A 12,999-nucleotide genomic window follows, 5' to 3' on the forward strand; every position below is an offset into this window, starting at 1 on the left:
TAAGCTGGATTTTTTCTTTTATTGAAAGTATAAGTAATCGTTTTAGGTAGGCGAGGCCGACCGTTAGGCGTAGAGTTTGTAAGTTTCGAGTTAGATACTCGTTCCAGATCCAATTACTTGACCATTCTCTAGCATTTCCATTTTCATTTTGCCGTTGTCTAACTTTGTGAACTTTAAAATGCCATCTGCACCACCTTGTCGAATACCTTTGTACTCATTACCAGAGATAGGGAAGAACCTCATGTCCCATTTTGCACTACTGGTGTTATAAAATAAATGACCTTCTTTGTAAGTAATGATATGTTTCTCTTTACTATCTTGTTCATCAGCGTAAGTTCCTGCAAACTTTGTCATCTCGTTTTCGGCTTGTAAAACTTTTGGTTTAAACTCTAAGGTAATTGGCTGATTATCTAAAATTTCATTGATGTTTTTAAACGGGTAGGTGCCCAAGTTAAAGTTCTCTAAAATAATGATGGACCTGTCCTTAATCACATTTTGATAAATAAACGAAGTATAACCATCCCAACTTCCGGTATGACCGAAAGAAAATTTATCCTGTTTTTTTGATACATCAAAACCGTATCCATAGGCAATGCTTTTACCTTTAGAAGTTTGCGTAACTTCAGTCATCTCATCGAATTCTTTTTGGGTTAATAAAGAATTTGTTCTAAGCGAAATAATCCATTTAAAAAGATCTTCAACACTCGAATTAACTTTAGCATGGCCAACTACTCCGTCCATGTTATAAACCAATTTATCATCGTAAGCCGGGTCTTCTGATACCACTTTGTTAAAACTATTGTTAGCCCAAACATAGCCAGTGGCATAGTTTTTTATTTTTTTTGGCGTTTCTCTTCTGTTATAAACAAAAGTAGATTGCATATTTAATGGCTTGAATATATGTTGCGATAAAAACTCGGCATAAGTTTTACCGGAAACCCTTTCTATAATACTTGCCAAAACTGCGTAGTTAGTGTTGCTGTACTGGTGCCGGCTTTTGGGTTCAAACATTAAAGTATCTTTTCGTTTTGCGTAGAAATTAATAACATCTGCATTTGTAGCGATTTTTGTTTGGTCCCAATCTTTTTGCATGTCAAACATAAAACTTGGCAAACCACTGGTGTGCCTTAAAAGATCCTGGATAGTAACCTTATCCCAAAAATTCAGTTCCGGTAAATATTTGGATATTTTATCATCGTAATTAAGTTTTCCTTGTCTTTTAAGCAATACGATTGCTGTTGCCGTAAATTGTTTGGAACACGATGCAAGTTCAAATATAGTACTTGGGTTATTTAGCTCTTTGCTTTGCTCATTGCTAAACCCATAACCTTTTTTCAAAATAATTTTTCCCTTGTCTGCAATAATTACGCTTCCGTTAAATTGATTTTGACTGGTTAAAACTGTAAATACACTATCTAATTTTTTAGTTTGTTTTATGCTTTGGGCAGGACATAGCTCTGCCGTTATCGCTATCATGTAAGCGACAAAAAGTAATTTTTTCATGAAAGTATGGTTGTCTTTTTTTAAGGATTTAGATTAGCTTGTTTAATTTTTCAGCTAAAGAGATCATCTGTGTTTCGTAAGATTGTTTGTTTTCTGCAGAAGGTAATGCACCTTCTATAAATTGTATTTTTTGGTTCCTATCCAATAAGAAAGACTTGGGGAAGCCACTTATTCCGAGGGAGTCGATCAGCTTTTTCTCATCCACAATGTGAATAAAATTGAAGTTATGCTTAGTTAGAAAATATGAGACTTTTTTATCATCATCAAACGTAATGGAAACGAAATTAACACTATCTCGGTATTTCTCCTTAAGCTCGTTTAGTGCCGTTAGCTCTTCAATACAAGGGATGCAGTTGGTAAACCAAAAATTGATAAACGTAGGTTTTTCTAGATTGATCTTTTCAGCCGTACTCTTGTTCATGAAGTTCAAATCCTTAAATTTAAATGCTGAACCTACTAATTTATCCAGCAACAATTTTTCAGCAAGCATGTCTTTGGTTAAAAAATCCCACTTGAATTTGTACTTAATGCTATCATTTGTTTCTGCTACAAGCTCCAATTTCTCGTAAAGTTGGTAACCTGCACCATAGTTTGTTCTGGCATTGGCTAGCGATGTAATTTTACCTTTCTCATACACCTCTTCGCTAAGAATTTTGCCGTTAGGGGCTATGTAAACCTTAGTTTGTGCGAAACCATTGGATGATAAAAGCAATAAGCCTGCTACCAGAATTTTTTTTATGCCCATGCTTATTTGTCGTTAAAATTGTTCATCATATGTATTATTTTTAGGCTTTTTTTTGCAGATAAGCAATTGATGACTTTAAGATTATTGATGTCTCAGATATACGTTATTGTTAATTGATTTGAAAATCATATTAATCCCTCCGCCATTTAATTTGCCTTTAATCTTTTCGCCCTCATTATAAGAATAGCCGAAAGTTAAAGTTTGACTAAGATTGTTATTTATCTGATTGCCAATACTTTTGTTAATGTTTGTAGTTCCACCCGTCGAACCGGTAATTGTGGTTGTGGTGGTTGTAGTGGTTGCGATTGGTTTGTTGATAGTTTTTTCTGCTTCGGTTTTTTCTACCGCTATTGCAAATTCTTTTGCGGCGTAAAGTTTGCCATAGTTAGTTGCCAGCTCAATATCTCCTTTGGTAGTTGTTAACAGTTTAACATCCACATAATCGTATATAGAAATGATTGAAATCGGACCCTTTATCTCACTCGTAAAAACGGCGTCTACAGATCCATTTATTGAATTAATGTTCATTGGACCCAAGTTGTTTTCTAACCTAATTTTATTGTAGCGGGTAGAAACTTCAATTTCGCCGTTGATATTTTTAATGGTAACATCATCGTAATATTGCATGCTGTTATTGTTAAAGGATACTTTCATGCCTTTCGGAACTTTGATGGTAAGCCTATCTGAATTATTGCTATAAATGTTATTTACAATTATATCCTGACCATTTTCTTTAACGTTGATTCCAATTCCTGTGTTGTCTGTAAATCCAGAACCGGCAATGGCTACTAAACCTTTTGCTCTTTGATCTACCTCCTCGGCAGGAGTATTTTTACTTGAAAAAATGATTTCTTTTCCGTCATAGCCTTCAACAACTATTCCGTTCAAATTTAATTTTAAATGACCAGTAGACTTATTCATTCTATACTCTTTTTGAGCATTTACCATTAGGCTGCTTATAATTAGCGCAAATAGGATTATAATTCGTTTTTTCATATTTTTTTTGGTTAAGTATTCTAAATATTTAAAGTTTGTTTTGATTAAGTAATACGATGTAAGCCTGGTCTTTTACAGCCGTAAAAGTATTTGGATCGTTCGCTAAAGCGTAAAGTCTATCGTCTAATTTTGGATTATCTGCTTTACGCAACAACTCTATTAATCCCAGTTGCACGATGGGATCTTTTTGGGTGTGTATGGCATTTATTAATTTACTAGTGATATAACTGTCTTCGCTATAAGTTCCCATTAAACTGAGGGCTGCTAATCTTACGTTATTATTATTGTCGGCATCTAATGTTTTCGCCAGCTTATCTATTATATCGTAGCTAATTTTTCCAGTTTGCTGGATTTTAAGAATCGCCGCTAATCTTGTGCTAGAAGAGCTACTGTCAGTTAGCTGTTCATAAATCGCCGACATATCATCAAGCTTTTTTTCGTTGTTAACAAACGCTTTTGCTTTGTATTTTTCGACCGTTTTTTTGCTAACAGCCAATTGATCGATTGTTTGATCTGCTGTTTCGCTTTGGTTGTTCCGCTCAACATTGTTTTCAGGTTTTTTATTAGAAACTGTTTGCGGTTCGCTGATTATTTTAATATTCTTATCGCCTTTAAATACTAAATAACCAGTAAATAATAGAATGATAACAGAAGCGGCAACCAGCCACTTTTGGCTAAAAACTATTTTTGAACCAGTCTGTTTTTGCTCAGGATTTTTTTCTTTTAATTCTTCCTTTACCCTAAAAAAAATCTCTGGAGATGGTTCTAAATCATCGAATTCATCTCTGTTGTTATCTATGAATTTTTTTAACTGATCATTCATAATATGATTTGTCTTTTAACGAGGTTAAAATTTTCTTTTTAGCTCTATGGTATTGTGTCCTTACTGTATTGTGCGAAATCCCTAAAAGCTTACTAATATCTTCTTGGGGCATTTGTTCAAATAAATAAAGCGTAACAATAGTTCTGTAGCCATCAGGTAGTTCGGCAATACACCTCTTTACATCTTCAACCTTACTTTCAAATATTTCATTTTCTGCTATATCATAATCTTCCTCAGCTTGCGCTTCGGTAAATCCTAAATCAGCAAACTCGATTTTTCTTTTTCTTAGATGGGAGATGGATTTGTTTATGGCAATCCTTTTTACCCAAGCTTCAAAATTTAAAACATTACTCAAACGATCGACTTCTTTAAAAACTTCTACAAATGTTTCTTGTAATAAGTCTTCGGCCTCTGCCGTATGCGAAACGATTCTATGTATAGAATTGTACGTTCGCCGAGCATACTTTTTATATAAGCCAGCATAGCCTAAATCATTGCTTGCTTTGCACATAGCAATCAATTCATTATCGTTTTTATATTCTGGCGGCGTCAAAAAAAAATCTTAAATCGGATGAGTAAATTATGTTTCTATAAGGTAGTCGCAAGTTGCAATTATTTGTTGCACGTATTTATAGAAAAAAACTAAAAAGTTGAAAAGCTGGCTGTAATTCCATCATTAACCAACCAATACACATAAAAATGGAATCTTTTTGAGTAAAAATATGATTACCAGAGAAATGCTAAAACAAAGAAACGTTAAGAGTGGAATTCCAATGACGAATCCGAAATCGGCGATATTTAGTCCAAACTTATTTAAATAAAACAATACCAAAATGTGTATAAAGTAAACACCGAAACTATTTTTGTTAATCAGGTTTCTAATCCTAACTAAATAGCTTTTTTTCAGTTCTAAGTTTTTGAATAAAGAGAAAATGCCTATGGATGAAATAATAACTGGCAAAGAGAAATATTGATAAAGCTCTACTGACAAACTTCCTTTTTGAATGGATAAATAATAGGTGCCAAAAGCGCAAACAATTATTCCAAAACAAAACATCGCGGTAGCAATTTTAACGTTTAAAGTTCTTAGCGATAGGTAATACCCAAGTACTAAATAGCCAATAAAACCTGAAAAATATTTGAGGTTAAAATCTGGGATATAATCTTTTATAGACGAATTCGATACAATGACAGATAGCAGCCAAAGTCCTAAAAAATAGATAATTTCTTTTTCGCTTGCTTTTTTTACCCAAGTGCCAATAATTGGTAGAATTAGGTAAATGCCAATGATCATGTAAATATACCAAAGGTGATAAGATGCACCTGTTAGTAATTTATTGCCGGCAATTTTAGAAACAGTTTGCAAAGAAAATTCAAAATTACTTGGCAGGCGGGTTAGAAAATGTAGAATATAAATAATCGACCAAAATAGAAATGGCAAGATAATTCTTGCCACTCGCTTTTTTAAATAACTTTCTAGCGTATGTACACGAGGAAGTAGAAGTGCGCCAGTGAGCATTACAAAAACTGGTACGCAAAATCTAACTAAACTATCTATGCTATTCGCTATCCACCAATCGGCGTTGCTAATTTTACCGAATTTTAAAGCGAGGGGTGCTACAACATGCAATAATACAACAGCGATAGTTGCAACTACCCTTAAATTATCAAGCCAAGCAGTGTCGTTTTTTTCTTCGAGCGTTTGCATAGCTTGCCACCTAAATATTAAGCTTCCAATGTTTCCTGGCCTAGTTTACTGTGTTTGTAACCATAGGCGAAATACACAATTAAACCTACAACTAGCCAAATGCCGAAGCCGATCCAGTTGCTAATGCCTAATTCGCACATCATATACAAACAGCTTAATAAACCTAAAACCGGTATTAACGAAAGATTTTTGGTAACGCAATAATAGCTTACTGTAATACAAATTAATAGGAAAATCCACATCGGGATTTTGTGTTTGAAAAGAGACCAACCACTTTCATACTTTTTCTCGAAGCTAATGCTCGATTTACTCATAAAGTCGTTGTATTGCGCATCGGTTAAATTATTTAGATAAGCCTCAGCATCAATTTGTTTGCCCTGTAAAACTACCGGACTAGCGCTAATTTCCTTTTTAACCGTTTCTAACTCTTCGCTCGTTAATGTTGTAATAAAATTTACCGGGCTGTTAACTTGCGTTTGGTTGGTAATAAAAGCAGTTGTTTCTTTTTTAAACTCTGTAAAAGCCAAAGCAATTGCGCCAACAAATAAAATTGGAATAATAAATTTAGAATTTACATAAGGGATTTTAAATTTGCCACGTTGCACGCCAGGTCTGTTTTGTAGTACCAATACGCCTGCGCAAACCAACACAAAGGCGAATAACGTTCCGATAGAACATAAATCTGTAACGATGGTTAAGTTCATAAATAAGGAAGGAACAGCTACAACAAAACCTACAACAATAGTTGCAAAAGATGGTGTTTTGTACACAGGGTGGATTTTAGAAAACGACTTAGGTAACAATCCATCACGGCTCATGCTCATCCAGATACGAGGCTGACCCATTTGGAATACAAGAAGTACGCTAGCCATTGCAAAAACCGCACTAACGGCAATAATGCCACTCATTAGTTTAAGGTCAATTGCGTCAAAAACAAAAGCTAAAGGATCGCCAACTGCCAAGGTATCGTACTTAACAATACCGGTTAAAACCAACGCAATTGCCACATATAAAATGGTACAGATAATAATTGCCCACATCATGCCACGCGGTAAATCTCTTTGCGGGTCTTTACATTCTTCGGCAGTTGTAGAAATAGCATCGAAACCTATATAAGCAAAAAACACTGCCGAAACGCCTTTTAGAACACCAGAAATGCCATTTGGTGCAAACGGATTCCAGTTTTTTGTATCGACGTAAAATATACCTACCGAAAGTACCAGTAATATTACGGCAAGTTTTACTACAACCATTGCATTACTAGCGTTACGAGATTCTTTCATCCCTCTGTATACTAGCCAAGTAATAAAAATGATAATTCCCAAAGCCGGTAAATCTGCTACGATATGAAAGTTACCAATTTTAGGTGCGGTTAGCCAAGCATTGTTTGCCAAACTGGTTGCACTGTCTAAGTCTGCCAAGCTTTTTCCAGCATTTACTAATGCCTCTGCGTGTTTATGTCCGTTGTAAGCAGACAGGTAATCCATTGTGGCCCAATCTGGGATGTTTATCCCATTAATGCCTAAAGCAGGTATTTTTATGGAGGAGAGCAATCCTGTAAAGTAGTCAGACCAAGAGATAGCTACCGTTATATTGCCAATAGCATATTCCATAATTAGCGACCAACCAATAATCCAAGCCACTAATTCGCCAAATGCAACGTAAGAATAAGTGTAAGCACTCCCAGAAACTGGAACCATTGATGCAAATTCTGCATAAGCAAAAGCAGCGAAGCTACAGGCTACTGCTGTAAAAATAAATAGAAAAATTACTGCTGGTCCACCATCAGCACTTGCTTTACCAATGGTGCTAAAAATACCAGCGCCAATAATAGCTGCAATACCAAAAGCGGTTAAATCTCTAACGCCCAAAGTTTTGTGTAACGATGCGCCATGTTCTCCGTGGCCTTTATTTACATCTTCTAAAATTTTGCTAATAGATTTTTTTCTAAATAGTTTGTCTAGCATAAATTAGTTTTTTAATGTTCTTTAGCCTCTTAAAAAAGAATTAGAGAACACCATATGGTTAGTTTGCTCAAACTTAAAAAATTAAGTTTAATTATTGGTTTTTGTTTAACTAAAAAAGCGTGAGAATTGTAATCTGCTGACGATTTTTAACCTTAGTTTTTTGCTTGCATAAAAAAACCGTTTCAAGACAGAAACGGTTTTTAAGCAAAGTTCTTGTTAATAATTACCCTAACTTGTTTAATTCGTCTTTAACAAAATCAGCTAACTCCTTAATGTAGCTAGCGCTGAAATCAAATTTTATACCTGCGGTTTCGTAAATCTCATTCATTGGTTTGGTATAGCCTAAGGCAAGCGCATCCAAGTATTGTTGTAATGCTTTTTCTGGATTTTCCTTGTAGTTTTTCCAAACGGCAATTGCGCCTAATTGTGCAATCGCGTATTCGATGTAATAAAATGGAACTTCAAACAAGTGTAATTGCTTTTGCCAAACATTGCCAAACCGCTGCTCTAATCCATTCCAATCTGCAAAGCCAGCGCCAAACCTTTCGTAAATTTGTTTAAAGGCAAGTTCGCGGTCGGCCGCATTATGCTCTGGGTTGGTGTAAATCCAATGCTGAAATTGGTCTATTACCGCAACCCATGGTAAAGTTTTTAAAACGTCAGCCAATTGTTCTTTTTTAGCCCTAATTAAATCCTCTTCATTATCGAAATAAACATCCCAATTATCCATAGAGATTAACTCCATGCTCATAGAAGCCAACTCGGCAACTTCACTAGGGCAATGTTTAAAGTCGTTTAATTCTAAGTTTGCGGTTAAAAAAGTATGTATGGCATGGCCACCTTCGTGCACCATTGTTGTTAAATCTCTTAATGAGTTGGCCGAATTCATGAAAATAAACGGCGCCCCAGTTTCTGCTAACGGATAGTTATAACCACCGGGTGCTTTGCCCATTCTGCTCTCCACATCAAAAAGATTATTAGCTTTCATAATCTCCAGTTTTTTACCCAAGCTTGGATCAATTGCATTAAAACAAACGATGCTTTTATCCACCAACTCTTGCCCGTTATTAAACGGTTTTAAAGCTGCCTTTCCAGAAGTGCTAACTTCCATGTCCCAAGGTTTTAACGCATCTAAACCTAAAGCCTCTTTGCGTTTTTCGGCTTGTTCCTTAAGCAAAGGAACAACTTCTTTTTCTATAGCAGTAGCAAAATCGTAACAGTCTTTCGGCGTGTAGTCAAACCTGCCCAAAGCTTGGAACATATAATCGCGATAGTTCTCAAAACCAGCATTCTGAGCAACTTTATGGCGCAATACAATCAGTTCGTCAAACAAAATGTTTAACTCATCCTTAGCTACTAACCTACGTTTCTGAATGGTTTCCCATGCATTTTGCCTAACACTTCTATCTGTATCTTTCAAGAAATTAGAAGCCTGTTCCAAAGTGTATTCTTGGCCATTAATTTCCACGCTCATAGAACCAGTAATACCTTGATACTTTTGTTGCGTAACCTGTAGTTGGGTAAAAAGTTCAATGTTTTCTTCGCGGTAAAGTTCTAACGCTTTTTTAATCGCTCTGATGTAAACAAAATATTTTGCTTGGTCTAACTCATCGATAAAAGGGCTTTCGCTAAATTTTTTGTTAAGTTCGTTTGCCAAAGGCGATATTTTTGGTTCAATCTCAGTAGCGAAATATTGAAAGTCCTTAACCAAACCTTCGTTCGCGGTATCGCAACTCATTTTGATGTAACGCCAAGCAAAATCTTCTTCAAGCGCAGCTTCTAACTCGCTTTTATCTTTTAGCCACTTTTCAAGTTCTTCAACATTGTTGATTTCTCTTTTTAAAAGCTCATCTAAAATAGGAGAGAGGTTATCCCATTCCATTTTTAAATCTTTAGGAATATATGTTCTTGGTTTTTTATTTATAGTTAAGTCGTTCATGATATTATAATTTGTAATGTAGAAACGTTGTAAAGTTCTGCGCTATTATAAATAGCACTAAAATGCGTTAAATCCTGTTCTTAAAAAGGTATCTATTAAAAAGCAAGCTGCAAAAATTACGGATGCATATCCGTTTGTGGTAGCAAATGCTCTGTCAACTTTACTTATATCGTTTGGTTTAACTAGTAAATGCTGATAAATTAACATAGAACAGAAAAATGCAATACCAATATAATACACCCAGCTAAATGTTGCGAAGAATAGTGGCAATATAACGCAAAGCGCAGAAAGGATGTGTAAAACTACAGACAGCCTTAGCGCATTCTTGATTCCTAAAGCGGCCGGTATAGAGTGTAGTTTTTGTTCGCGGTCAAAATCTTCATCCTGCAAAGCATAGATAATATCAAAACCGCTTACCCAAAATAGTACCGCAAAAGAGTAAAATAATGGCACGATATGAAATACACCCGTTACCGCAATGTAAGCGCCTATTGGAGCTAACGCCAAGCCTAGTCCTAAAACCAAGTGGCATAAGGCCGTAAATCTTTTTGTGTAGCTGTAGAATAGCACTACAAATAGTGCAATTGGCGACAGGAACAGACACATTTGGTTAATAAAAGCTGTGGTTACCACAAATAAAACACAGTTCACGATTACAAACGTTAAAGCTTCGGTTGCAGAAACTTTTCCTGCAGGGATATCACGCGTAACGGTACGCGGATTTTTTGCGTCGATGTTTCTATCCAAATATCTGTTAAAAGCCATGGCCGCATTTCTGGCGAAAACCATGCATAAAAGCACTAAAACAAATAGTAGCCAATTAAATGGCGTATTTGTACTGGTTACACCTAAAAAAAAACCAATTAGCGCAAATGGCAACGCAAAAACCGAGTGCGCAAATAATACAAGCGAAAAGTATTTCTTCATTATCTATTTTAATATCGCCATTAAGAAGTAGAATTACCAAGCAATCTATAATTGGATGTGTTATTGGTTTACTTCTATAATTTCGAAACAATTAATTAAAGCGAAATTACAAGTTTGGCGTAGCGCTTTTGGCGTAAAATGCTGCGTCGAACTCAGGCATAACAAAGTCTTGATTTACATCGTGCACAAAACTTAAAAGTTCATCTCTACCTTGTCCTTTTTCTGATGATGTGACAAAAAACGGCGGAACTTCTTCAAACCAACCTAATAAAGCTTTATTAAACTTGGCAACATTCTGATCTGTTTTTGGTGCGGATTGTTTATCGGCCTTTGTATATACTAAGGCGAAAGGAATTTGGCATTCTCCTAACCAAGAGCAAAATTCAAGATCTATTTTCTGTGGTTCTAACCTGCTGTCAATCAGAACGAAAACACATTGCAGGTTTTCTCTTTTTGTAAGGTAGTTTCTAATAAATTTCTCCCATTTCTCTCTACTGCTTTTAGAAACTTTTGCATAACCGTATCCAGGTAAATCTACTATAAACCATTTTTCATTAACTAAAAAGTGGTTAATTAATTGCGTTTTTCCTGGTCGTTGAGAGGTTTTTGCCAAACCTTGTTGGTTAACCAACATGTTAATCAAAGACGACTTGCCTACATTTGAGCGACCAATAAAGGCATACTCGGGCATATTAGGAATGGGCAGAGCCGATACTTTGGTGTTACTTACAACAAATGTTGCCGATTTTATAATCATGTTGCAAAGGTAAGAAATTAAGGTTGTAATGTTTTAAGGTTTAAAAATTGCAATGTTCTGTATGCATAACCTTAATTTTTACAACATTTAAGCTTTGCCAACTAAATCGCTTTAAATCTTTGTAACATTAAGCTATCTTTGACGCAATAATTATGAATCAAGAAATAACTCCCTATTCTGGAACCGCAACAAAAAAGGAACAAGTAGCCAGTATGTTTAACAACATTTCTGGAACCTACGATTTTCTAAATCACTTTTTGTCTTTAGGTATTGATATCATCTGGCGTAAAAAAGCGATAAAGGAATTGAAATCTATTAAACCAAGCAAAATATTAGATGTAGCTACGGGAACAGGGGATTTCGCTTTTGAATCGATCAAAATTCTTCAGCCTGATAAAATTATAGGAGTTGATATTTCTGAGGGAATGTTGGCCGTGGCGAAGAAAAAAATCCACGAGAGAAATCTCGATCACGTTTTTTCTGTTCAGTTAGGAGATTCTGAAGGTTTGCAGTTTGAAGATAATACTTTTGATGCCATTACTGTTGCTTTTGGGGTTCGTAATTACGAAAATTTAGAAAAAGGATTGGCAGATATGCTTAGGGTTTTAAAGCCAGAAGGTAAAATAGTGATTTTAGAGTTTTCTAAACCTCGCGTATTTCCTGTTAAGCAGTTGTATCATGTTTATTTCAAGTATGCTACGCCATTTTTTGGCAAACTGTTTTCAAAGGATAAAAAAGCTTATACTTATTTAAACGAATCTGTGGTAGCATTTCCAGACGGCGAGCGTTTTACGCAACTGATGGAAAAAGTTGGTTACAAAAATACCAAACACCGTTCGCTTACGTTTGGTATAAGTGCAATTTACACCGGTACAAAATGAGAAAAAAGCTAACGTTTTTACTAATATCGTTTATAGGTTTTACCAATGTTTCTCAAGCACAGAATTGGGGCGGTGGTATAGACGATGATTGGTTTAACTGGGGCTTTCAATTTCAGTACATTGTTTCTGAGTATAAACTTACAAAAAAGCAAAATTGGCGACAGCCGTTTTTGGATCCTGAAACAGGTCAGTATGTAACCGACGAGCTGAATGCTATTTCGTCTCCAACATCACCGGGTTTTGGCATTGGTTTCGTACTTAATACCAATCTTCATAAAAATATAGATATGCGTTTTACGCCATCTTTGGTTTTTAACGACAGGTTGGTGAGGTATGATTACATACCTACAGCAAGCGATCCAATGTTTACGCATGAACGTACTGTAGAAAAAAAGGTTCAGGCAACGATGGTAGATTTTCCGGTAGGTTTTAAGGTAAAATCTGATAGGTTGATGAATTTTAGAGCGTATATGTTAGGCGGTTTAAAATATTCGGTTGATTTAGCTTCGAGTAAAAAAACAAACGATGTTAACGCCTCTTCAATTGATAAACTTTTAAAAAACAAAAAGGGTTTTTTATCTTACGAAGCTGGCTTAGGCTTTGATATTTATTTCGAATATTTCAAAATGTCACCAGAAGTTAAAGTATCCTATTCATTTAATGATATTCTAAAACACGACATAAATCCGTATGCTAGTCCGATAGAAAAAGCTAAACTTAGACATTTTACGTTCAGCTTATTTTTCGAATAGT

Annotated in this window: 12 protein-coding genes; 2 read left to right on the forward strand and 10 right to left on the reverse strand. The window is 35.4% G+C overall.

The genetic code is table 11. The features are described from left to right. Positions 1 to 90 precede the first annotated feature (90 nt). The 10 genes from DUT69_RS06785 to yihA all read right to left on the reverse strand — a co-directional run bounded on the left by DUT69_RS06785 (position 91) and on the right by yihA (position 11,365). Positions 91 to 1,503: a serine hydrolase domain-containing protein gene (locus DUT69_RS06785; protein WP_113652329.1), complete on the reverse strand. Its 1,413-nt coding sequence runs from the start codon at positions 1,501 to 1,503 to the stop codon at positions 91 to 93. A 28-nt stretch (positions 1,504 to 1,531) separates the two neighbouring features. Beyond that, positions 1,532 to 2,248, reverse strand: a complete 717-nt coding sequence (locus tag DUT69_RS06790) for a TlpA family protein disulfide reductase (RefSeq protein WP_113652330.1) — start codon at positions 2,246 to 2,248, stop codon at positions 1,532 to 1,534. A gap of 81 nt (positions 2,249 to 2,329) precedes the next feature. Continuing rightward, on the reverse strand, positions 2,330 to 3,244 hold the full coding sequence (locus DUT69_RS06795) for a DUF4097 family beta strand repeat-containing protein (protein WP_162796206.1): 915 nt from the start codon (positions 3,242 to 3,244) through the stop codon (positions 2,330 to 2,332). Between the two features lie 28 nt (positions 3,245 to 3,272). Next, positions 3,273 to 4,067 (reverse strand): HEAT repeat domain-containing protein, encoded by a 795-nt coding sequence (locus DUT69_RS06800; RefSeq protein WP_113652332.1) that lies wholly within the window; start codon positions 4,065 to 4,067, stop codon positions 3,273 to 3,275. Continuing rightward, entirely contained in the window at positions 4,060 to 4,578 is a 519-nt protein-coding gene (locus DUT69_RS06805; RefSeq protein WP_162796207.1) for an RNA polymerase sigma factor, read from the reverse strand. The genes DUT69_RS06800 and DUT69_RS06805 overlap by 8 nt, the downstream gene beginning before the upstream one ends. 165 nt (positions 4,579 to 4,743) lie before the next feature. Continuing rightward, positions 4,744 to 5,775, reverse strand: a complete 1,032-nt coding sequence (locus DUT69_RS06810; RefSeq protein ID WP_113652334.1) for an acyltransferase — start codon at positions 5,773 to 5,775, stop codon at positions 4,744 to 4,746. Between the two features lie 17 nt (positions 5,776 to 5,792). Continuing rightward, the gene (locus tag DUT69_RS06815; RefSeq protein WP_113652335.1) at positions 5,793 to 7,742 is read right to left on the reverse strand and encodes an amino acid permease; all 1,950 of its coding nucleotides are present in this window, start codon (positions 7,740 to 7,742) and stop codon (positions 5,793 to 5,795) included. 223 nt (positions 7,743 to 7,965) lie between these two features. Continuing rightward, positions 7,966 to 9,681 (reverse strand): M3 family oligoendopeptidase, encoded by a 1,716-nt coding sequence (locus DUT69_RS06820; RefSeq protein ID WP_113652336.1) that lies wholly within the window; start codon positions 9,679 to 9,681, stop codon positions 7,966 to 7,968. 57 nt (positions 9,682 to 9,738) lie between these two features. Further along, on the reverse strand, positions 9,739 to 10,608 hold the full coding sequence (locus DUT69_RS06825) for a UbiA-like polyprenyltransferase (RefSeq protein WP_113652337.1): 870 nt from the start codon (positions 10,606 to 10,608) through the stop codon (positions 9,739 to 9,741). Positions 10,609 to 10,714: 106 nt separating this feature from the next. Further along, a complete protein-coding gene (gene yihA / locus DUT69_RS06830; RefSeq protein WP_113652338.1) occupies positions 10,715 to 11,365 on the reverse strand; it encodes a ribosome biogenesis GTP-binding protein YihA/YsxC in 651 nt (216 codons plus the stop codon). Positions 11,366 to 11,517: 152 nt separating this feature from the next. Here yihA and ubiE point away from each other — a divergent pair, with 152 nt between their 5' ends. Beyond that, positions 11,518 to 12,246 carry a bifunctional demethylmenaquinone methyltransferase/2-methoxy-6-polyprenyl-1,4-benzoquinol methylase UbiE gene (ubiE, locus tag DUT69_RS06835; protein ID WP_113652339.1) on the forward strand — a complete coding sequence of 243 codons (729 nt, stop codon included), beginning with the start codon at positions 11,518 to 11,520 and terminating at the stop codon, positions 12,244 to 12,246. After that, positions 12,243 to 12,998, forward strand: coding sequence for a type IX secretion/gliding motility protein PorT/SprT (gene porT, locus DUT69_RS06840; RefSeq protein ID WP_113652340.1), 756 nt, complete (start codon positions 12,243 to 12,245; stop codon positions 12,996 to 12,998). Before ubiE ends, porT begins: the two co-directional genes overlap by 4 nt. Position 12,999 lies beyond the last annotated feature (1 nt).

Origin of the sequence: Pedobacter namyangjuensis (genome assembly GCF_003313325.1) — a bacterium.
GTDB classification, from domain to species: Bacteria; Bacteroidota; Bacteroidia; order Sphingobacteriales; family Sphingobacteriaceae; genus Pedobacter; species Pedobacter namyangjuensis.

Excerpts from the sequence above, each read along its gene's own strand:
- DUT69_RS06785 (WP_113652329.1), bottom strand. The coding sequence starts at position 1,503 with ATGAAAAAATTACTTTTTGTCGCTTACATGATAGCGATAACGGCAGAG.
- DUT69_RS06790 (WP_113652330.1), bottom strand. The coding sequence starts at position 2,248 with ATGGGCATAAAAAAAATTCTGGTAGCAGGCTTATTGCTTTTATCATCC.
- DUT69_RS06795 (WP_162796206.1), bottom strand. The coding sequence starts at position 3,244 with ATGAAAAAACGAATTATAATCCTATTTGCGCTAATTATAAGCAGCCTA.
- DUT69_RS06800 (WP_113652332.1), bottom strand. The coding sequence starts at position 4,067 with ATGAATGATCAGTTAAAAAAATTCATAGATAACAACAGAGATGAATTC.
- DUT69_RS06805 (WP_162796207.1), bottom strand. The coding sequence starts at position 4,578 with ATGTGCAAAGCAAGCAATGATTTAGGCTATGCTGGCTTATATAAAAAG.
- DUT69_RS06810 (WP_113652334.1), bottom strand. The coding sequence starts at position 5,775 with ATGCAAACGCTCGAAGAAAAAAACGACACTGCTTGGCTTGATAATTTA.
- DUT69_RS06815 (WP_113652335.1), bottom strand. The coding sequence starts at position 7,742 with ATGCTAGACAAACTATTTAGAAAAAAATCTATTAGCAAAATTTTAGAA.
- DUT69_RS06820 (WP_113652336.1), bottom strand. The coding sequence starts at position 9,681 with ATGAACGACTTAACTATAAATAAAAAACCAAGAACATATATTCCTAAA.
- DUT69_RS06825 (WP_113652337.1), bottom strand. The coding sequence starts at position 10,608 with ATGAAGAAATACTTTTCGCTTGTATTATTTGCGCACTCGGTTTTTGCG.
- yihA (WP_113652338.1), bottom strand. The coding sequence starts at position 11,365 with ATGATTATAAAATCGGCAACATTTGTTGTAAGTAACACCAAAGTATCG.
- ubiE (WP_113652339.1), top strand. The coding sequence starts at position 11,518 with ATGAATCAAGAAATAACTCCCTATTCTGGAACCGCAACAAAAAAGGAA.
- porT (WP_113652340.1), top strand. The coding sequence starts at position 12,243 with ATGAGAAAAAAGCTAACGTTTTTACTAATATCGTTTATAGGTTTTACC.